Here is a 20,623-nt window from a genome sequence, read left to right as displayed (position 1 = left end):
CGTGCCGGAGCGTCACCTCATACTACTAACCGATGGATATTCGCGTTCATATGCCACTCATGCTTGTCATGCCGTGCCTATCAATCACGGCGCCAACGGCCATTTTCATCGTCGCTTTGAGCAAAGGGCGGCCATACGGACGCATTACGCGGCAGGCACAGCAGAGTCATCGTATATTCGTATTTTTCGGACTGGATCTTCATCTCGCGCACGCTGGCGCTTCGATCAGCGTGTGGAAACCATAGCGATGCTGGAAGCTCAATTCCTTGGCGCTCCTGCGCAACGTTAGGGGACGCGGCCAGTGAACCTGCAGGAATTTCCACAGCTCCTTGGCGTGTCCGAAAAAAGGCCCCGTTCTTGCGTGCAGTAGCACTGGGGAATGCCCACTTCATGAATCCATCGCAAGAAAGGATGAGTATTGCGCTCTCTTCGGTGCACTGAATCCATTTCAATGCTGCAGCCGTCAGTGAAACGCCATAGCGCATCGCACAGTGACGCAGCACCTCGAAGTCGACGCTCGTGGTGAGCTGGTTACGGAAGTCATTAAGCGGCATCAGCAGGAAAGAAGCGAATAGATCAGCTTCGGCTTCAATATTCTTGTCCTCCCATGACAGCATGTCATCACTGCTGCATTTGAACTCGTCGCGCTTGAGGCGGTGCAGAATGTAATGACCAAGCTCATGGGCCTGGGTAAAGCGGATTCGACCGGGTGACTCCAACCCACTGTTGTAAAGCAGCATCCAGCGGCTTCTTGCTTCGTTGGCAAATAGCGCCCCATCAAATCCCTTGATATCGACCGCATCCACCTTGGCAATGGGATCAGGCCAGTTAAAGACCTCCGCTGTATCCAGAGCCAGTTTTGGTACATCTACGGGAAAGCGCGGAACCCCATGAACCTGACTGAAAAAATCACAAATCTTGGTCAGTCGAATTGCAGCTTTCTGCGGTGTCCATACCTCAGGCTCAGGCATTTTCAAAAATCCTTTTTGAATGTATCCAGAATCTTTCTCAGCTGCGCCTTGGCATCTGGTTCAAGATTCTTGTATCCACGAAAGAAAGCCTCGTCGAGATGTTTCTCTTCAGGCTCCCTCAGATCATCCTCGAAAAAGTAAGCAGTTCCTACTCCCAAAACATCTGCCAACGCGGTGAGCTTTTCAGCAGAAGGGCGTTGAGATTCCCGATTTTCAAGCTCCCATAGGTAGCTCTTGCTCAACCCCGCCATGTCCGCGAGCTTTTCCAAGGTCAATCCGCGTTGCTTGCGCAGGTCGCGGAGCTTCTCGCCGAGATGGGTAGCCATGTCCTATCTCCTCCAGTAGTGGTGAAAAATATACCACGATTCCGAACAAATCGTTTGACAAAGACGCTAAGCGGGGGCAGTTTGTCACAAGGTTCGCTACTCCGAACTTTTTGTTTGGCTCGACGACATGCCTTCTGAGCTCCTCGCCCGGCCTTAGTACCTACAGATCTCCAAGGGGGGATGAGATGTCGAAAGAGCACGTTGATCACAAGGATATAGCCCGATTTGCGGAAGAGCGGGTGAACCTGCCCAAAGAAAAGGCGAAGGAGTACCGGGAACAGGCAGGACGCCTGCAGGACAAGCTGGAGGGCTATCTGTCGGATCATCCTGATTTTTCGCTCAAGCGCATGATGGTATCGGGCAGCTTGGCCAAGGGTACGGCTCTGCGTTCGCTGAATGATATTGACGTTGCGGTTTACATCAGTGGCTCAGATGCACCACGCGACACCCGCGCTCTTCTGGATTACCTGGCGGAACGACTGCGTAAGGCGTTCCCGAATTTCAGCGCGGATCAAGTCCAGCCTCAGACGTACTCGGTAACCGTGTCGTTCAAAGGGTCTGGCCTGGATGTCGATCTCGTACCGGTCTTGTACTCCGGTCTACCGCAGTGGCGGGGCAACCTGGTTAGTCAGGAGGATGGGTCTTTCCTGGAAACCAGTATTCCGTTGCACCTTGAGTTCGCGAAAGCGAGAAAACGCGCGTCCCCGACGCATTTCGCTCAGGTTGTTCGACTCGCCAAATACTGGGCACGCCTGATGAAGCAGGAGCGTCAGGACTTCAGGTTCAAATCCTTCATGATCGAGTTGATCCTTGCCAAGCTGAGCGACAACGGCGTGAATTTCTCCAATTACCCTGAAGCCTTGCAGGCGTTCTTTACCTATCTGGTCACCAGCGAGCTCCGCGAGCGAATCGTCTTTGAGGATAACTACTCTGCCTCCAAGGTGGGCCCTTTGACTGATCTGGTTCAGATCATCGACCCGGTTAACTCCGATAACAACGTGGCCCGTTTGTACAACCAGCGCAATGTCGACGCGATCATCGACGCGGCAATGGACGCAGGTGACGCTATCGACGCCGCATTCTACGCGCCGACTAAACAGCTGACGGTGGGCTATTGGCAGAAGGTCTTTGGCTCTTCTTTTCAGGGGTGATCACACTATGTCTTCCTACAGTTTTACGGTTGCTGAGTCGCAGACTTTTACCGTCACCCATGCCCGCCACATGGCAGCCAAGGTTGCAACGGATTTGCGCCGTATGCAGCGCTTCTATGGCAAACCCAGCGATGTCTCGATCGAGCAATACGAGGCGGAGCTGATTGTGCTGCTCAAGGCAGGGTATCTAGGTGAGGTTACGTACGGCTTTAAACGTGGCGACGATTGGATCGAGCCGACGTTGAGATACACCGCGGGCGACCTGATTGGATCGGGCTCTGATGATGACCCTGGGCGTGTTCGGCAGGGGCGGGACGTTTCCGGCGCGTCTTTCTATAGCTACCTGACTTACAGCTCGAAATACCATAACGCTTCGTCTGCAGATACGGAGAGCGCCCTGAAAGACTTGCCATTTGCGCGCGGCAGCGCATCGGAACCCGGCATCAGTGGTTATCTCGACAACGACAAAACCTACTCAGCGGGCGGTCGCGCCCTCAATCGCGCAAGCGTAAGGAGCTACTGATGAACGTGAAACCGTCTCTGGACGAACTGTTTGAGCGGCGTGTGTCTTTCCCTGACTTTGAACCACAGGAGCGTCTGGCGCGGCTTGTGGGTCTTGATGATCAGAAGGATCGGCTCGCCAAGGTATTGGGCTTGCTGGTCAACCCTTTTGGCTTGCAGGAGTGGGCGGAGAAGTATCACCCGCAAGCTCGGGCTGCAGTCGATACCGTAATGCGCCGACCACCTCTTGCTGTACTGGCTGGGGATGTCGGATCTGGGAAGACTGAATTGGCGGAGACGATCGGGGACGCTGTCGCTCGGCAAGAAGGCATTGATATCACACTCTATCCATTGAGTCTCGCGACCCGGGGTCAGGGGCGGGTGGGCGAAATGACTCAACTGGTTTCGGCTGCCTTCGACTACACAATCGAGGCTGCTGAAAAGCTCAAGAATCGCAGTGGTAAGGCTCGGGGTGCGGTGCTGCTGCTCATTGACGAAGCTGACGCCCTGGCTCAATCCCGAGAAAACGCTCAAATGCACCATGAGGATCGAGCGGGGGTAAACGCCTTAATTCGCGGCATCGATCGTATTGCAAATCAGAAGCTGCCGGCAGCTGTGCTGATGTGCACCAACCGTCTAAAAGCTCTCGACCCTGCAGTCCAACGGCGTGCGGCGGAAGTTTTGACATTTGGCCGTCCAGACGAGACCCAGAGGCGGTATCTGCTGACGACCAAGTTGCAAGGCATCGGGTTGGGCGTTCAGGCGATTGATGAGCTCGTTAAGCTGACCGGCCCGCGAGCAGTTGATGCGCCAGGTTTTACATTCTCCGACATCAACCAGCGACTGATCCCTGCCATTGTGCTTTCGGCCTACCCGCGCTCAGCAGTGGACGCCAGAACAGCACTACTGGCAGCCAAAGCAATGCTACCTACACCCGCTTTCCAGGATCGTTAACCAGTTGGGGCGAGCAGGTGCTAGGCATGATGCTCGACCCATATCCGTTTTTTCGGAGGCTATATGTCAACATGGTCACTTTCTACATTGCTTGCATCTCTGCATGACGATATCCAGCTCCGTTTAGGAACAGCGCGCAAAGCGTTTGCACATCCCGGCGCAAAGGGTGACGCGAGCGAGGGTGTGTGGATCGAGATGCTTAATACGTATCTTCCCAAGCGTTATCAGGCCGCTAATGCGTTTGTAGTAGACAGCCTGGGCAACTTCAGCGACCAGATCGACGTAGTGGTCTTTGATCGGCAGTATTCCCCATTCATCTTCAAATTTGATGAGCACATCATCGTGCCAGCAGAAAGCGTTTATGCTGTTTTTGAAGCGAAGCAGACAGCTTCGGCGGATCTTGTCGCCTATGCCCAGCGAAAGGTCGCCAGCGTTCGCAAGCTTCACCGTACTAGCCTGCCAATACCTCACGCAGGCGGTGTATACCCAGCTAAACCATTGATTCCAATCCTGGGCGGTCTGTTGACCTTCGAGAGTGATTGGAGCCCGGCATTGGGGCCGTCGTTCGATAAAGCTCTCAAAGTGGATACGGCTGAAGGAAGACTAGACCTCGGTTGCGTGGCTTCCCATGGTCATTTTTTCTACGATGTCGGCGGCAATACTTTTAATTTTGAAAGTGAAAATAAGCCAGCGACGGCGTTCCTATTCAAGCTCATAGCGCAGCTCCAATTCAGCGGTACGGTGCCCATGATTGACATCGATGCCTATGGAAAGTGGTTGGCCAAATAGTTGTTTACCAATTTGCGTAGCCGCCAAGTAGGGAAATCCATATGAATAAAAAAACCGCACTTACTGAACCGCCCCGGGTTTACTAGACACCTCCGAGGCGTTTCGGCACTCCCCCCTAAATCAATCGTTTTCTCGCTCGCGTACATGCTTGCTGACGGTTTGCCTTGATACGCCAAGCCGACGGGCAACCTCGGCCTGTGAATGTCCTTCATCCATCAACTCGAAGATGTCGCTCTTCAGTTTGGTCGCTTTCGCGGTGACAGGGTGTGCGGTTTTGTCCAGTTCGTTGGAAACCGAGACGTCCAGCAAGTTCGATGAATCGAGGTCGTCATGGAGGCGACGGAGAGTCTCGCGTGGTGATTGCCCACGATGTGCCGCGTAAACGACTGTCAGCAGAGACAGCGGATCAAGTTGAAAGGACTCAGCAAGCTGCTCACTTACCTCCAGTGACACCGATCTCTCAGCTGCCTCCAAGCGGCTGATTTGAGATTGGTTGATCTGCTTTGCAATTTTCTGCTGCGAGAGCTTTTTGTGGGCTCGCAGAAATTGCAGTGTTGCGGCATAGGCGGTGCGAAGCGACATTCAAACGTTCCCGTCAAATAGAACGATATGTCGAATTTGTGTTGTCAGACGCAAATGCGTATTGGCATAATGGTCTGACAAGGTCGCTATGTCTGAGACAGACGAGTGGGATAGGCCTTTGGGCAAGCTCCCTATTGCGGTGCTCGCAGGCGTCAGCATCGAAACGTTCCTTTCGAGAGAAATGCACCTTTCAATATAGAGCTAAATCGAGTCAGGGCCTTGGTTGTATCTCCCTGATTTGTGGCGCCGATAATGGATGGCGCTTTCCAGTTGTCGACCTACTTTTTGGAAATGGGCGAAACATGAAAATCCAGATTTTCTCGGATCTGCACAACGAGTTCGCCCCGTTTGAACCGCCCACAACGGATGCTGACATCGTTGTGTTGGCCGGCGACATCGACACCCAAGCGAGAGGCGTCAGTTGGGCAAACGAGGTGTTCAGCCAGCCCGTCATTTATTGCAGCGGCAACCACGAGTTTTACAAAGGCCACATCGACCACACGTTGCGCAAAATGCGAGACGCTGCTGCACCCCACGTTCATGTCTTGGAAAACTAAGTTTGGACTCACAACGGAATACGTTTTCTGGTCACAACCGGCTGGACGGATTTCTCATCGACCGGCGACGTCGTGGCTGCGTCGACGATGTGCGGGCAGTGGATGAATGACTTCCAGGTGATCAGGGCTGAGGAGAGATTCCGCCGTCTGCGACCAGCAGACGTGATTGAGCGAAACCACGATACCTTCGACTTTCTGGTCGGTGAACTCGCCAAGCCGTTCGAAGGGAAAACAATCGCTGTCACGCACCATTGCCCAATCGCAGAAGTGGCAGGCGATAAGCATGACGGCCATCTATGTGCTGCTTATACAAACCGGTGGAACTCACTTCTTGCGATGGTGGACGTTTGGATTTTTGGACATACACACAGGGCTATTGATATCGAGCTGGGCGGATGCCGACTCATCTCTAATCCGCGTGGTTATCCCCAAGAATTCACAGGCTTCATCTCGGATTTCACGATTGAAATCTGAGCGGTGATGGAGGAGGGGGTGGATGTACTGGATCAAAACTTACGGAGCGAGATTGTCCGACTTCAGGTTTCACAGGTATCCAGCGGTCATTGAGAGAGCGCGAGCTGCCATTGCTGATCCAGACGTCGTTGGGTACCTGTTGTGTGCTCTGGAGCTCCCTCCAAAAATCACAGGGCTGCTGTTTTGCGACCCTGCGCAAAGGTACCCCGAAGGCTTACCCATACATGCACTACCCGTTGTAGATCGAAGCCAGCGTGCAGGCTACGACGTTTTCACGACTATTGATGGCTGTGTGTACGTCGTTGCCCACTGGCTTTTTGAAAATGGTGCTTTAGATCGGTTCGACCGAGTTCATTGATGTGTTTGGTAGGTCGCTAGTGGTGATAAACGAGGCTTAGGAAAGAAAAAATGGGGCTCCCAACATGCGTTTTGGACGCCAAGAAAATTGATTTCGGCGTCCAAGTGACAGGCTACCTGTGCTGCGCCGAATTCCAGCCTCCCTGCATGAACGGAGTGGTTTTTTCTGAAGCACGCGGGCGGTTTTCGGATGGAAAAACGATCCGTACTTCGAGGCTCGAAAGGGTGTTCGAACTGATGGGATATCAGCTTTGTGAAACGCACAATGGAAGTCGGTACGTGATTTGTCACTGGTGGCATGAGAACGGCGCCATGCCCGATTTCAATTTGATCCATTAGTGAATGACAGGCTTTTCAATCGGCATCCAAGGTTGCCCAACTCCCACGATGCACGACCCCAAATGTCTGGATCCGTGTGGCTTTATAAGTCTTTAGAAAACTAGGCAGCAGTGTGCAAGCAGATTTGATTGAAGATGTGCTGTATGGCCCCGCCCAGATGCTCGGAGGCTCTCAGCTTGAAGACGGTGAGCTCATTCAACTGGCGCGTGAGGAGTTCGAGGATCAGCCATTTTGTATTGTTCGCAATTGGATGTTGCTCGACCTCCTGCTATCCGAGGCCCAGGCGCGTGAAGTTGGGAAGCGGGGACTTCAGCCCACTGTCCTTTTCATAAGCAAAGCTGTGTTTGACAGCGAAGCGTGCCCCCCTACTGGCGATGGCTACATTACCGGCTATCAAAAAGATTTCTACGGGTGCTTTTTTGAGAGCAAAGACAAGCTGTACATCCTGGCTGGCCGTGGTGCAAGAAAGCACGTGAGTGTGCCTGCAATCTCAGCGCTGAATGAAAATTTGTCTGGGCTCATCAGATAGTTGCGAGATTGGCAAAAGTTCCATAGTTGGGCGCAGTGCCTTGATCGCGATTGGAGTGATTCAGAAAAGCTGATCGAGAAACTATTCCCCGCTGTCCAGGGGTACCCACTGCACCCCAAAAGCTCGGCGGACTCATATTGATCAAGGCACAGTGAGGCTTCGGCAATTTGCCAAGATGATGTATGGAATCCATCACGCTCCAGGTTCACTCGGAAGACCATTGGCATGATGCAATGGTAATCAGCTTCGATTCATCAAGAGATAGCCTGCGGAGCCGGTGCATCATCCACTATCAACCCGAATATCTTGTGGATCAGTTCGTTCAACTGGGTACGGTTAAAGCGCCTGCCGTCAGTGCGAACCTCCCTCTGGAGTGGGATATTCGGCGTGAGCCTGCCCCCGCTTTTCTGCACGATATCATCCCAGCCGGTGCTGGACGTCGGCACCTCTTGTCGAGAATGGCAGTACCGCCAGGGATGTCGATTGATCTCTTTTTGCTGCAGCAATTCGCTGCTGCTCCCATTGGGCACCTGCGTATAAAAGGTGCGACCGGAATGCTGCATCCCGCTGAAAAAGTGACGGGTGGGTTTACCCGAGAAGAGGTTATTCAGGAAGGTATCAGCTTTCTCGACCAGGCCAGGGAATCGGGAATGGCTATAAGCGGTGCTCTTGGGGCCGGCGGTGAAGCACCAAAGATGCTGCTGGTGGAGGATGCGTCGGGTCAGCTTTATCCAGAGGGGGCGCTAGATGACGCAGATGTACGCCGCCATTGGTTTGTTAAATTCCCGCGTCACACCGCCACTCGGTTAGACCGCGCCATCCTGCATTCCGAATACTGTTTTTACCGCGCGCTGGGCAAGCTGGGGATCGACACGATCGCCGCCGATGGTCTGACCCACGAAGCAGCGAAGATACCTAGCATTTGGATGCAAAGATTCGATCGGAAGGTCTCTTTGGGGGGAGTGGAGCGCATCGCAGTAGAGTCAATGTATTCATTGTGTGGCGTCAGCAATCGAGGTAGTTGTTTAAATCATTTCGATGTCGTGGATCGGCTAGCGGAAACATGGATTGCTGCCGGCCAAGAATCTGAAATACCGGATATGCTTAGCGAATACTTGCGACGGGATTTGATCAACCAGGTTCTCGGGAACACCGACAACCATGGCGGAAATCTCTCGATCCTTCGGGGCAAGGAGCGAGTGAGCTTTGCACCCATCTACGACGCTGCGCCTATGGTGATGGATATCGAGGGCGTTGTGCGGATCACTCGGTGGTCAACAAAGATTGAACGACTAGGTTCGGTCGATTGGGGGGCAGTGTGTGCTCGCTTCGCGCATAGGGCAGATCCGGAATGGTTGTTCGATCGCTTAAAGGTGGATGCTCGGTTGCTGCTGGCGTTGCCGGATTTGCTACAGGATCTAGGACTGCCCCAGGAAGCCTGGCGCTCGCCGATGATTCCGCTCAGGTGTCTCGAAGATACGTTTCGCAGGTGGAAGTTGATGTGAGGCCTTTATGTTCAAATCCAACTCAATCGACCTCGCACCACTCGCTGTGCGCAGCAACGTGCTGCATATCTTGCACCCAGCATCGTAGAAACCGGCGCCAGTCGCGCGCATAACTGCCTTGCGGCAACCGTGAAGACAGCGCGCTTGCTGCTTCGAATCGCGCACGCCAGGGCAGGGGTATGTGTTGGTCAAGCACGATAACGAAAAGGTGGCCATCGCTCCCTAGGAATTCTGTTTCTGGAACACGCTCGCGCAGCTCATCGACCGACATCAAATAGGCGTCACCAATTGGGTTTTCGAGATCCTGGCGCTCTATGCTTCTGAGCTCTTCGAACAACGGTTTTGCCTCCTCAGCACCGGGGCGTATTCGTTCGAGCGTCCAAAGCAGTCTGCGCCGTTGGTTCTCGCGCAGCCATAAAGACTTCAGGTCGGTTTCCATCAATGTTTCCTTGTCACGGTAGTACGTAGATCAGATCGCAAGTCACGTGCCTAACTAGGTATGGTGAGGTCTGTGGGAGGGCCTGGTTACGTTGCTGTATCTTCTCAACGTCCGGTAACACCTCTTTCGAAGTAAATAGCAGTACCGGTCATTTGCCGTTGTAGGTTGGGCCTCCCAAAATCGCTCACCTTCATGGCTGAAAGCCAGTGCTTTATAAGGTGAATCTAAGAATCTGCACGGTTTAAAAAATCTGCGTAAGACGAACATTTCGTGAGATATAGCAATCTGCAGGGAATTGGTCTTGCATTGATCCTCCCGATGCCGGCGTAGCCCGTCACAACCCGTGCGCTGACACACCTCGAAGCATAGGTGCAAGGGATAGGAAATCCACTATCTACCGCGTTGATTGGTCTGAATGCCTCACCGGTAAAGAGCAGCCTCATGGGGGGAAGGATTACGATGAAGCTTACACAACTGCGACTTTCGAATTTTCAGTCGTTTGGGCCTGTTCCATCGACGATTCAGTTTGAGGACTTAACGTATCTCCTCGGGCCGAATGGATCGGGTAAAACGGCTGTGCTGCAGGCGCTGGCAAGGATGTTTGCTACCGACCCACAGCTAAGAAGAGTACAGCGATCAGACTTTCACAGCCAAAAAACTGCGATTGATGGGGCAGCAACTTTTTCCACCACGCTATGGGTCGAAGCTCAGTTTGAATTTCCGGAATTGCGTGAGCCCGGGACAGAGCCGCGACCTACGATTGCATCCAATTACTCTCATCTGACGCTTGTCACGGCAGACGCCGTACCCCGAGTTCGGTTTCGCCTCACGGCTAACCTTGATGAAGATGGTGATGTCGAGGAGTTGTTTCAGTACGTGATCGCGGTTGACAGTGCTGACGAGCCGTCGCGCGTGATGCCCGTAAACAAGCATGATCGCAATGAAATCCAAGTCCACTACCTGCCCGCTCGGCGTGATCCAGCCGACCATATTTCGTACGCAGCCAACTCTTTGCTTGGGCGGCTTTTACGCTCGGCTGATTGGCAGACTGAGCAGGGTGGGTTAGCCGAACTGACGGGGCAGATTAGTCAGCTATTGGCTGGAAACGCAGCCATAGGTGGTATCGATAAGGTTCTGGCTTCAACCTGGAATGGCCTGCATAAAGGTACGTTTTACGCGAAGCCCTCAATCTCGTTCGATCGAAATGAAATGGACAGCTTGTTACGCCATTTGACCGTAGGGTTTACGCCTGGACATGACGCTGCAAAAGTCGACTTTTCAAGGCTGAGCGATGGTCAGCAATCACTTCTGTACATCACCCTCGTGCTGACGTCTCAGGCCATTGCCAGTCAAGTGCTTAAGGGCAGCCTGAAAGCTTTTGATGTTTTGAAACTGCGTCCAGCTCTGTTCACATTGATTGCGATGGAGGAGCCGGAGAACAGCTTGTCACCGCATTACCTGGGGCGCGTCATCAAGTCGTTGAAGGCGTTTTCTGCGGGCGATGACGGACAAGCCATCATCGCCACTCACGCTCCGGCATTGCTGCGTCGGGTAGATCCAGAGCACATACGTTATCTGCGGTTAACCCCTGCTCGTCATACCCAAGTGACGCAAATCGTCATGCCGGATAAAGCGGATGTGGCCCATAAATTCGTGCAAGAGGCAGTTAAGGCATTTCCTGAGCTCTACTTTTCCCGCTTGGTCATCCTGGGTGAAGGAGACAGCGAGGAGATTGTGATTCCACGTCTATTGCAGGCGGCGGGTGTTGCTGAAGACGATTCTTCTGTCGTTGTCGCACCGCTGGGAGGGCGGCATGTCAATCACTTCTGGCGGCTGCTAAACGGCCTTCAAATTCCCTATGTCACCTTGCTTGACCTAGATCTTGGTCGGCACCAAGCGGGCTGGGGGCGATTGAAGTACGCCGTCGACCAACTAGGTGCGATAAACGTCATCGATGCAAAAGAAAAGCAGGGTGAGAAGCTGCCGAAATGGAATGGTGCAGATCATGTTTTAACATCGATGGGTGGTGTCGCGTGGGTGAACTGGCTGGAGGGGCATGGAGTTTTCTATTCGTCTCCACTCGATCTAGATTTCTCCATGATGACGCAGTTTTCGATTGCTTACGGAGTCACGCCTGAGGAGCTTGTCGCTCCAGCTTTGCCGGTCGTTCTGTCAGTCCTTGGCAAAGCCCCGGTTGCGTTGGATCAGTACAGTGATCTGCAGAAAAGCTATTTCGGTGCGTACCATGCTCGATTCAAATTAGGTAGCAAACCTGCGGAGCATATTGCCGCTTTGGCCACGCTATCGGATGAGCAATTACTGCAATGGATGCCGCCGTCCATCAGCCGACTCATAGCCATGGTCAAGAGCAAGTTAGAGAGCCTGCCTGAATGATCGCCCTAAATGCCTGGCGACCAGAGAACGGAATGAAGTTTGAGCGCAATGCGCTTGCCGCGATCTCGGAGAACGCTCACTCAATCGCATTATCAGCTGGGCCTGGAGCAGGAAAAACCGAGGTGCTGGCTCAGCGAGCTCATTATTTATTGAGTACCGGTCAGTGTTGGTATCCGCAACGTATTCTTGCGATTTCATTCAAGACAGATGCTGCGCGAAATCTCAGGCAGAGGGTTTTTGATCGGTGCGGCCAGATCGACGGCAGGCGTGTCGACAGCCACACCTTTCATGCCTTCGCCAAAAGCCTGATTGATAAATTCAGACCTCTGCTCACAGGCCGAGATGCACTGGATGCGGAGTACAGCGTTGGTGTGACTCGCAAGCCCGGCACCCAGATCCATTTTGATGACTTGGTGCCCTTGGCTATCAAGATTCTCAGATCAAGCGAAATGGCAAGAAGCGCCGTACGGCTTACGTATACCCACGTGTTCTTGGACGAATTTCAAGACTGCACCGCCCAGCAATACAGCTTGATTCAAGAAGCGTTCATGGGATCAGGCGCTTTGCTCACTGCTGTCGGTGACGACAAGCAAAGGATCATGGGTTGGGCGGGAGCGTTAAAGGGAGTGTTCAAACGATTCATTGAAGACTTTCAGGCCCAACCGCTGACTCTTTTTTACAACTTCAGGTCGGCACCGCGTCTTCGAAGAATGCAAAACGCTATGGTGCGAATCATGGAGCCAGCTTCGGCATTAGATGATCAGGAACTCCTAGGGGAAGAGGGCCAGATCGCAATTCATCGATATGCAACGTGCTTGGATGAGGCCGAAAAGATTGGTGCTTTAGTACAGCAATGGATACAGGAAGAGGGGGTGGAGCCGTCGTCAATTGGCATCCTGGTCTCAAAGCAACTGGATCTCTATGGGCATCCCTTGATGGAGCGGTTGCGGTTGTTGCAAGTGCCGTTTCGCAATGAACAGTTGTTGCAGGATTTCGCTAGCGAACCGATTGTTCGCCTAATCCTCGACTTCCTCTTGGTGGTAGTCGGTGATGGGCAGGCGGAGGCCCAAGCTCGGATCGCTTCTGTACTGAACGTTACAGGGATGGATGATGAGTCCGCTTACAGGGTGCAACAGCGCCTGCGTAATCATGTGTCCAACATTCGCGAGGAGGCTCGACGGATTGGGGATGCGTGTACCTTTGAGCAGATGCGGCGTTGGGCGAATGATTTTTTAACGCTGATTGGGCGGGATACAGTCTGCATGCTCTCTCACGAATACAGGCAAGGGGGCAGATTGCGAGAGCTGGTTAAACAAGCCTATGAGCGACTGCAGATACTCTTTTTTGAATCACGAACGCCAGCACAGGTGTTGGCTCATTTCGTGGACGATGACTCCATCAAGATGATGACAATCCATAAGTCGAAGGGATTGGAGTTCGACAACGTGATTGTCCTCGGCGTAGAGAATGAGGCTTTCTTTGGTGATATAGCAGATGAGCGTTCCGTTTTTTTTGTTGCGATCTCTAGAGCTAAGCACCGGCTGATTCTCACCGTCGCAGACTATCGTTCTCCTCCTCCAGCCCTGGCAAAACGCTGGGACACAAACAGGTCTGCGCAGCAGGAATTCTTGAGCTATGCGGCGCCTTATCTTTGAGCCAGCGCGTTCGAACGAAGTAGAGAACGGCCCTGAGTAGGCGCTTGGATGCAGCATCTTTTTGCCTTTTGAACTTGGTCGAGGATGCGCTCGTGCGCAGGCAATAAATCGTGTGTGGGTAGATCTAGATTCTTTGAAAGATCTCAGGTTGCAGTTCACACGCATCGCTGAACCGATGCGCTTTGCTGTGCAGTCGTGTCAACCGAAATATTTTTTCAGAAGGCCCCTTGAAAAAATTTTTGCGCGACGGATCTTTATATTTGAGAGCAACAGAAAAGCAGCGATCTCGGCGCTCCTCCTTACGCCGTTCCTTCTGGGAAAAACGGTGTTGGTTTTTGCTTTTGCAGTGCTTCTGTTTTTGTCCTTTTTCTTGCGGTGTACCTGCTGACGCTGACGTATGGCCTGCCCCATGGCATAGCAAAATCGGCCCTGTGCGGCGTAAGCCGCTGCTTTCAGGTTCGATTTCAAAAAACGAGCGTTTTTTTTGAAAAAAATACCCGTGTCGGACAACATCTGGGTGGGAGCTCCTAGTGGGTGAGGAGTGGAGCGTGAATGCACAGTGAACTCGAATCTCAAGTGTGGCTCTCGGTGCAGCAAACATGTGACGCCACAGCGTTTGAAGCATTAATTCGGCGGGCCGTGGATAGTTTCAAGAGGCACCCGGGATTTGATCCTTTAGTGCGATTGCATGCTTCCGACATTGGCCCGCAAGGTGTTCAGGTACTGCGTGCAGTACTGCGGCAACGAGGGCTTCATCCTGAATCCTGTGTTGATGTTCCTGGTTACCTTGAGCTGAGGTCTCGACTCAAAGACCACCTACGTTGTCAGCTTCAGTGGTATCTGGTGAAGGCTGGGCACGCAACTGAAGAGATCCAAGAAGACCAACTCCACAGAGATTTGGGGCTGTAAAACGATCTATTATGTGTCCACACTACGTGTTATCAAAAAATAAGGAACTTGCCCATGTCTCGTTTGGCTGAATTTCGTAAACTCGAACAACAATTGGCCGCCCAGCTCGCAGAGCTCGAATCAATGAAAAGCGATTCCGGCCTTAAGAAGGAAATGGAGTTTGAGGGCAAACTGCGCGCTTTGCTTGGTGAGTACGGCTACAGCTTGAAAAACGTGATCAGCCTGCTTGATCCACAGGCCAGCCGTCGCGCACCAGCAACCGAATCGAAAGTCGGCAGCCGCAAACCGCGCCAATTGAAGGTCTACAAAAATCCTCACAGCGGTGAAGTCGTCGAAACCAAAGGCGGCAATCACAAAACGCTGAAGGAATGGAAGGCTCAGTACGGCTCTGACGCCGTCGAGTCCTGGCTGACCAAGTGAGTTTGGTTTGAGTACAAAAGGGCCTTTGATAGCCCTTTTTTTGGTCATATGAAGAGAAAAGATAGTGCGCCTAGAAGCCAATGCCCCCGGTCGGTGGCGATTGGGATTCGTGAGATCAGTTAGTGGCATTTGCTAAGCGCTTGTCGCTGAGCACCAACCCAATTCCTCCTAACACTGCTAGCGATGTCAGTGCTAAACGAACAGTGAGGTGCTCACCCAGGATGAGTACCCCAGCGAGAGACGCTAAGACGGGAACACTCAATTGGATGGTTGCTGCTCGGAACGATGAAAGCGAACGTATCGCCGCGTACCAGATTGCATAACCAGCACCTGAGGCAATCGTCCCAGAAGCAATGGCGCAAAGAACGCCCAATAAATCGATTGAAAAGTCATGTACGAAAGGGATCGATGCCAAAAACATCATAGGGACGGCTCGCAAGAAATTCCCTGTAGTCGATGCGAGTGGGTCGTTCGATTGCTTGCCGATCAAGGAGTATCCGGCCCATGCAATGCCTGATAACAGCATAATCCCAGCGCTACCAAGCGCAGGCGCACTTGTCCCGGGTAATAACAAGGCCACAAGACCTCCAATAGCAAGAAGTAGCCCTACAATTGCGACTCCTTGCATCCTCTCACCTTTACAGTACCCGTAACCAAGCATGGTGAGTTGTACTGCGCCGAACAACAATAAAGCGCCAGTTCCAGTTTCCAAATTCAAATATGCGTATGAAAAAGCAAATGCGTAGGCGAACAGGGTGAAAGCACCAAGCCAGGTTCCTGATGGACGGGAAGTAGCACCTTTGATCGCTAGGAGCACCCAAAGCATGATAGCTCCGCTCACCAGGCGTATAAGTGTGAAGGACGTAGGATCAATTTCTGTATGGCGAAGTGCGAGCCGGCAAAGCACCGAATTAGCTGCGAATGCCAGCATTGCTAAAGTAGTGAGAAGGACTACTTTTCGAGCGCCGTTGAATAACGGTATATTAAGTATATGCTGTGACACTAACTGTTCCCCGCAGTACCGGTGTAATATTTACCAGGCGGCAAGCACAGCCTATAAAGGGCTGTGCCTTACGCAGTTTTATGAATATTTGGCGATGTGTTGGCCGCGTAACATATTAAATCTCGTAAAGCCTTCTTCGAGATCGGCGATAAGATCAGATGGATCTTCAAGACCAATATGCAGCCGCACAAGGTGCCCATCAACTTCCCAGGACGTCGCACTTCTAACGGGTTTGGGATCTGCGATCATCGCCAAGCTTTCAAAACCGCCCCAAGAGTAGCCAATTGAAAACAACGATAGGCTATCCAAGAGTGCATCTGCCGCTGCTTGTGTGGAAGGTTTGGTCACAAAGGACAGTAAACCTGATGCTCCTTTAAAATCCCTCTTCCATAACTGGTGCTGAGGGTGAGACTCTAATGCAGGATAATAAACTGCTTCCACTTCCTCGCGTGTCTCCAGCCACTTAGCCACCATCGTCGCGTTTTTGTAATGACGTTCCAGTCGCACATCTAGCGTCCTCATCCCTCGGAGCGCCAGCGTCACGTCATCCGGACTAGCAAACAAGCCCATGTTGAAATGGAATCGCTTGAGGCTTTCCCACGCACGCTTGGAGGCTGATACGGTGCCAAGAACGGCATCTGAGTGACCGACGATATATTTCGTGGCGGCCATGATGGATAGATCGACACCAAGCTCCAGTGAAGGAAAGTAAAGCGGGGTGCCCCAAGTGTTGTCTGCAATAACCAGGATGTCATGTTCATGGGCAACCTTGGCTATAGCAGGGATGTCTTGTATTTCCAGAGTCAAGGAGCCAGGGGATTCGGTATAGATGGCTTTAGTGTTTGGCTTGAGAAAATCTACGATTCCGGCACCTATTGTCGGATCGTAAAACGAGACCTCGATTCCAAGGCGGTGACCCACCTGCTCACAAAAAGCCCTTATCGGCGAATACACGTTGTCGGCAATTAGCAGGTGATCCCCAGCTCCCACCACAGACAGTATGGCAGTCGTACATGCGGAGAGCCCTGAAGGGCAAAGAATCGTGCCTTCCGCACCCTCCAGCTGCTGGAGGGCCTGAGTCAATGCCTCCGTTGAAGGGTTGTTCCACCGGCCATACGTATATTTTTGGCGTCCCTCACGCATCGATTCACACGTAGGGAAAGCCACAGTGGAACCTCGGTAAACCGGTGTGTTCACGAAGCCATGATGCTGCTCAGGCTCGATAGAAGCGTGGGCGAGTAGGGTTTGTACGTTTTTATATTTTTTCATACCGGCTTCCATTTCTTGTGCTAGTGAGGTTTGGGTTTCGCGCTAGCTAACGCAGATTCAGATTAAAATGCCATTCGTGTTAAATGTCTACCATAAGGTTGGCATGTAAACAAAATACGTTTAAAAACAATGAATTGAAAATATTTAAAAATATTATTTGCATGGCTACCATGTGAATGGTAGGTTTTTTGTGTCTCAGAATTTCGCTACCTGGTCGACCGAAAAGCGATGATCTGAGCGTGCTATGGCATTGAGTGGGAGTGGTTTAGTGTCTTTGATGACATTGGGAGCTCAAGGCCTCTCTCACACTTCTCGTTTGGAATGGGAAGAAGAAAGTTAAGTTTGCAATGGATAAGAAAAAAAACTGCAAATTAATCGCTTGGGTGAAACATGAAAAAACAAAAAATAAAACCCCTCTCAGCAGTTCAGTGCAGCAATGAACTAAAAGATAGGTCGAACTGGCTTGATTCCCATGAAAGCGGATACTCAAAGCATTTAAAGAAACGTCACGTGCAAATGATGGCGCTAGGTGGAGCCATCGGCACAGGACTGTTCTTGGGTGCTGGGGCTAGACTGCAAATTGCGGGGCCTGCACTTGCGGTCGTCTATTTAATCTGTGGCATATTCGCTTTTTTCATCTTAAGGGCGCTTGGTGAGCTAGTAATGCACCGTCCAAGCAGCGGAAGTTTTGTCTCCTATACCAGAGAGTTTATGGGGGAGCGTGCTTCTTTCGTCGCTGGTTGGATGTATTTTCTGGTTTGGGCGTTAACAGGCGTCGTTGATATAACAGCGATCGCTATTTATATGAAGTATTGGAGTATTTTCTCGGACGTTCCGCAGTGGGTTTTCGCATTAAGCGCCTTGGGTGTAGTTACATTAATGAACATGGTTGGTGTTAAATGGTTTGGTGAAATGGAATTTTGGTTTGCCGTGATTAAGGTCGCCGCTATCAGTGTGTTCTTGGTGATTGGATCTTTCTTTTTTGCTACGGGCCATGAGGTTGCGGGGCATATTCCAGGCTTGCACTTGATCACAGATAACGGGGGAATATTTCCGCATGGGCTTCTGCCTGCAATAATCATTGTGCAAGGCGTGATTTTTGCTTATGCGAGCATAGAGTTGGTGGGGACTGCCGCCGGCGAGACGGCGGATGCTAAAAATGTTATCCCTAAAGCAATCAATGGTGTGATCTGGAGAATAGGTCTGTTTTACGTAGGATCAGTATTTTTACTTGTTACTGTTCTGCCTTGGACAGCTTATAGCGCTAACGTCAGTCCTTTCGTAACGTTTTTTGAGGCACTGGGGATTCCTGGCATTGGCTCCGTTATGAACATCGTTGTAATGACGGCGGCGCTCTCAAGCCTTAACTCTGGTTTATACGCAACCGGGCGCGTCTTGAGATCACTTGCCATGGGTGGGTCGGCGCCCAAAATGTTTAAACGCATGAGTACCCAAGGAGTGCCCTATATGGGAATCCTGGTCACCATGGGGATTAACGTGCTTGGTGTTGTACTAAATTTCTTGATTCCATCTCAATTATTTGAGCTCTTGCTGAACCTGGTGTCGCTGGGGATTCTTTCGACTTGGGCATTCATTGTGTTGTCTCAAATAAATTACCGTCGTGCTGTGAAAAGAGGTGATGTCGAAATGGTCTCATTCAGGATGCCTGGCGCTCCGTTTACTTCTTGGCTAACTCTTGTTTTCTTGCTCGTGGTATTGGTTCTTTTGGGCTTCGATTATCCCAACGGAACTTACACCGTCCTTTCTATACCGTTAGTCGCTGGAGCACTGATGCTGGGTTGGTCGAAGGCCGTCCGTTCCAAAGCAAAGGGCTCGGAAGAGATTGGGGGCAATTCCAGTCACGTAGGGGCCTAGCTTAATAGCGATGAGAGCACGTTTTATGACGTTCTCTCATCGCTATGAGTTGAACCATTGCTCTAAGACAGTTAATATGTTTGCATCAAAAACTCAAGGTAGGCTTTATGAGTACGCGTTCCGACCTTTTAACCACCGCCGAGTTATTGCTGCGTACCAAAGGCTACGCGGCATTTAGCTATGCCGATTTGGCTGACGAAATTGGCATTAAAAAGGCGAGCATTCATCATCACTTCCCTACAAAAGAAGGGCTCGGAATCGCCGTTATTGAGAGTTATCTATTTAGATTTAATAAAAATCTGGAATCAATAAACGAAGAGAGTCCTAATGTAGTTGTTCGATTAAAAGCATTTGCTGAGCTTTTCGTTGATAGCTTGGAAAACGGCATGCTGCCCCTTTGCGGTGCGCTTGCTGCTGAGCTATCAGCTCTACCGGACAGCCTTAAAGAGCTGACCAGAAAATTCTTCGAAATACATATTGCCTGGTTGGAAAGTAATCTCGTAATAGGTCAATCCGAGAAGGTTATAAAAGCAGATCTCAATCCTAAAGAGGTTTCACGAGCTATTTTGAGCTTGCTTGAAGGTAGCAGTTTTGTTTCTTGGGCGCTCAACGACAATGCAGTTGATCAGTCTGGGTTTGATTTGATTTTGCAAAATATTATCGTGTCGTAATTTGCTCTTAGAACATCTCGTTGCCATTTAGCTAGCAAATCTCTTTGCAAGTTATTGTTTCTGCCCATCTTTATAGGTGGGCTCCCCCTCGTTATTCCTCCGATCCTCTGTAGATTTCTCCACTAAGCGGTATTACTCCGCTCAGACCAAAATTTTAGGTGCGCTTTCCTGTTCATATGCTGCCTCCGTCTGTCCGTTCGGACAAGCGGTGCTTTGCTATGCGGTACGTTTAATAGGGCTTGAGAGCCGGATCCTTCATTTGCAGCTTGGGTGTCTCATCCGATTTAACAAAAATCCTATTGCAAGCCATCCTACCAGTTGGTAGAGTTCTTTCGTCGAACATCAACCCATGCGAAAAAATGCATTCCACAGAGGACTTACCAAATGACGAATAACCTGAATGGTATTGACGTAGCCGCCCTGCAGCAGTTTGCCCAAGGTGTTGCTGAGGATGCGACCAAGCGTCACGCGAGCTTTAACGTCAAGACCGAGTGGAAAGGCCAGACTCGCTCTGTGGCGAAAGTCAACCGCTACAGCTTGGCCGGTGAAACCTACTCGCGAGATTTCGAAATCGTCGCCGATGAGCCAAATGAGTTGCTAGGCCAGAACACCGCGCCTAACCCTCAAGAACTGTTGATGGCCGCTCTCAACGCTTGCATGTCGGTGGGCTATGCGGCCAACGCCGCCATGATGGGTATTAAGATCCACAGTCTCGAAATTGAGACGGACGGTACCCTCGACCTGCGTGGTTTCTTGGGCCTCGACGAGAGCGTCAACCCAGGGTACGACGAAGTGAGCGTCGTGATTCGTCTGCACACCGACGCACCTCGTGAGCGCGTGGAAGAATTGCATAAAAATGTACTCAAGACGTCGGTGAACTACGCCAACTTCTCGAAAGCCATCCGCATGGTGCCGACCCTCGAGGTTCGTGAGGACTGATTTCATCTGGTTTG

19 protein-coding genes and 1 pseudogene are annotated in these 20,623 nt (G+C 51.5%); 13 read left to right on the top strand and 7 right to left on the bottom strand.

The features are described from left to right. Positions 1-80 precede the first annotated feature (80 nt). Positions 81-971 (bottom strand): ImmA/IrrE family metallo-endopeptidase, encoded by an 891-nt coding sequence (locus AC1RJ3_RS03110; protein WP_493077428.1) that lies wholly within the window; start codon positions 969-971, stop codon positions 81-83. A gap of 2 nt (positions 972-973) precedes the next feature. After that, a complete protein-coding gene (locus AC1RJ3_RS03105) occupies positions 974-1,297 on the bottom strand; it encodes a helix-turn-helix domain-containing protein (protein ID WP_099775649.1) in 324 nt (107 codons plus the stop codon). Positions 1,298-1,482: 185 nt separating this feature from the next. Between AC1RJ3_RS03105 and AC1RJ3_RS03100 the strand changes: the two genes are divergently transcribed. From AC1RJ3_RS03100 to nucC, 4 genes are all read left to right on the top strand, one after another. Continuing rightward, positions 1,483-2,448: a CBASS oligonucleotide cyclase gene (locus tag AC1RJ3_RS03100; protein ID WP_493077425.1), complete on the top strand. Its 966-nt coding sequence runs from the start codon at positions 1,483-1,485 to the stop codon at positions 2,446-2,448. A 7-nt stretch (positions 2,449-2,455) separates the two neighbouring features. Next, a complete protein-coding gene (locus tag AC1RJ3_RS03095) occupies positions 2,456-2,971 on the top strand; it encodes an HORMA-1 domain-containing protein (RefSeq protein ID WP_310659704.1) in 516 nt (171 codons plus the stop codon). After that, on the top strand, positions 2,971-3,903 hold the full coding sequence (locus tag AC1RJ3_RS03090) for an AAA family ATPase (protein WP_310659703.1): 933 nt from the start codon (positions 2,971-2,973) through the stop codon (positions 3,901-3,903). Before AC1RJ3_RS03095 ends, AC1RJ3_RS03090 begins: the two co-directional genes overlap by 1 nt. A gap of 63 nt (positions 3,904-3,966) precedes the next feature. Then, positions 3,967-4,692 carry a CBASS effector endonuclease NucC gene (nucC, locus tag AC1RJ3_RS03085; protein ID WP_310659702.1) on the top strand — a complete coding sequence of 242 codons (726 nt, stop codon included), beginning with the start codon at positions 3,967-3,969 and terminating at the stop codon, positions 4,690-4,692. A gap of 120 nt (positions 4,693-4,812) precedes the next feature. On the opposite strand, the gene AC1RJ3_RS03080 is transcribed toward nucC, so the two are convergent. Continuing rightward, positions 4,813-5,274 carry a helix-turn-helix domain-containing protein gene (locus AC1RJ3_RS03080; RefSeq protein WP_493077422.1) on the bottom strand — a complete coding sequence of 154 codons (462 nt, stop codon included), beginning with the start codon at positions 5,272-5,274 and terminating at the stop codon, positions 4,813-4,815. A 302-nt stretch (positions 5,275-5,576) separates the two neighbouring features. Here AC1RJ3_RS03080 and AC1RJ3_RS03075 point away from each other — a divergent pair. The 3 genes and pseudogenes from AC1RJ3_RS03075 (at position 5,577) to AC1RJ3_RS03065 (ending at position 9,035) form a co-directional block, all read left to right on the top strand. After that, a pseudogene (locus tag AC1RJ3_RS03075) lies at positions 5,577-6,305 on the top strand (metallophosphoesterase family protein). An 808-nt stretch (positions 6,306-7,113) separates the two neighbouring features. Continuing rightward, positions 7,114-7,530 carry a DUF6957 family protein gene (locus tag AC1RJ3_RS03070; RefSeq protein WP_493077420.1) on the top strand — a complete coding sequence of 139 codons (417 nt, stop codon included), beginning with the start codon at positions 7,114-7,116 and terminating at the stop codon, positions 7,528-7,530. Positions 7,531-7,712: 182 nt separating this feature from the next. Further along, entirely contained in the window at positions 7,713-9,035 is a 1,323-nt protein-coding gene (locus AC1RJ3_RS03065; protein ID WP_493077418.1) for a type II toxin-antitoxin system HipA family toxin, read from the top strand. Positions 9,036-9,057: 22 nt separating this feature from the next. On the opposite strand, the gene AC1RJ3_RS03060 is transcribed toward AC1RJ3_RS03065, so the two are convergent. Further along, the gene (locus AC1RJ3_RS03060) at positions 9,058-9,474 is read right to left on the bottom strand and encodes a hypothetical protein (RefSeq protein ID WP_493077416.1); all 417 of its coding nucleotides are present in this window, start codon (positions 9,472-9,474) and stop codon (positions 9,058-9,060) included. A gap of 459 nt (positions 9,475-9,933) precedes the next feature. Here AC1RJ3_RS03060 and AC1RJ3_RS03055 point away from each other — a divergent pair, with 459 nt between their 5' ends. Both AC1RJ3_RS03055 and AC1RJ3_RS03050 read left to right on the top strand, forming a co-directional pair. Beyond that, the gene (locus AC1RJ3_RS03055) at positions 9,934-11,868 is read left to right on the top strand and encodes an ATP-dependent nuclease (protein ID WP_493077414.1); all 1,935 of its coding nucleotides are present in this window, start codon (positions 9,934-9,936) and stop codon (positions 11,866-11,868) included. Further along, positions 11,865-13,523 carry a UvrD-helicase domain-containing protein gene (locus AC1RJ3_RS03050; protein ID WP_493077412.1) on the top strand — a complete coding sequence of 553 codons (1,659 nt, stop codon included), beginning with the start codon at positions 11,865-11,867 and terminating at the stop codon, positions 13,521-13,523. Before AC1RJ3_RS03055 ends, AC1RJ3_RS03050 begins: the two co-directional genes overlap by 4 nt. A 198-nt stretch (positions 13,524-13,721) precedes the next feature. Here the strand turns inward: AC1RJ3_RS03050 and AC1RJ3_RS03045 are convergent, their stop codons facing one another. Further along, entirely contained in the window at positions 13,722-14,036 is a 315-nt protein-coding gene (locus AC1RJ3_RS03045) for a hypothetical protein (RefSeq protein ID WP_493077410.1), read from the bottom strand. A 450-nt stretch (positions 14,037-14,486) separates the two neighbouring features. Here AC1RJ3_RS03045 and AC1RJ3_RS03040 point away from each other — a divergent pair, with 450 nt between their 5' ends. After that, positions 14,487-14,852 carry a histone-like nucleoid-structuring protein, MvaT/MvaU family gene (locus AC1RJ3_RS03040; protein ID WP_493077408.1) on the top strand — a complete coding sequence of 122 codons (366 nt, stop codon included), beginning with the start codon at positions 14,487-14,489 and terminating at the stop codon, positions 14,850-14,852. 115 nt (positions 14,853-14,967) lie between these two features. On the opposite strand, the gene AC1RJ3_RS03035 is transcribed toward AC1RJ3_RS03040, so the two are convergent. Both AC1RJ3_RS03035 and metC read right to left on the bottom strand, forming a co-directional pair. After that, positions 14,968-15,834: a DMT family transporter gene (locus tag AC1RJ3_RS03035; RefSeq protein ID WP_493077844.1), complete on the bottom strand. Its 867-nt coding sequence runs from the start codon at positions 15,832-15,834 to the stop codon at positions 14,968-14,970. A 99-nt stretch (positions 15,835-15,933) separates the two neighbouring features. Then, a complete protein-coding gene (metC, locus tag AC1RJ3_RS03030) occupies positions 15,934-17,124 on the bottom strand; it encodes a cystathionine beta-lyase (protein WP_493077406.1) in 1,191 nt (396 codons plus the stop codon). A 390-nt stretch (positions 17,125-17,514) separates the two neighbouring features. Between metC and AC1RJ3_RS03025 the strand changes: the two genes are divergently transcribed. The 3 genes from AC1RJ3_RS03025 (at position 17,515) to AC1RJ3_RS03015 (ending at position 20,609) form a co-directional block, all read left to right on the top strand. Then, positions 17,515-18,999 carry an amino acid permease gene (locus tag AC1RJ3_RS03025; protein WP_493077404.1) on the top strand — a complete coding sequence of 495 codons (1,485 nt, stop codon included), beginning with the start codon at positions 17,515-17,517 and terminating at the stop codon, positions 18,997-18,999. A 107-nt stretch (positions 19,000-19,106) separates the two neighbouring features. Beyond that, the gene (locus AC1RJ3_RS03020; protein WP_493077402.1) at positions 19,107-19,670 is read left to right on the top strand and encodes a TetR/AcrR family transcriptional regulator; all 564 of its coding nucleotides are present in this window, start codon (positions 19,107-19,109) and stop codon (positions 19,668-19,670) included. Positions 19,671-20,054: 384 nt separating this feature from the next. After that, entirely contained in the window at positions 20,055-20,609 is a 555-nt protein-coding gene (locus tag AC1RJ3_RS03015) for an OsmC family protein (protein WP_493077400.1), read from the top strand. The last annotated feature ends 14 nt before the right edge of the window (positions 20,610-20,623 follow it).

Source organism: Pseudomonas sp. GW822-FHT04C11 (genome assembly GCF_058800905.1).
The sequence above is the reverse complement of the archived record's forward strand: the minus strand, read 5'-3'. Positions and strand labels throughout refer to the sequence as shown.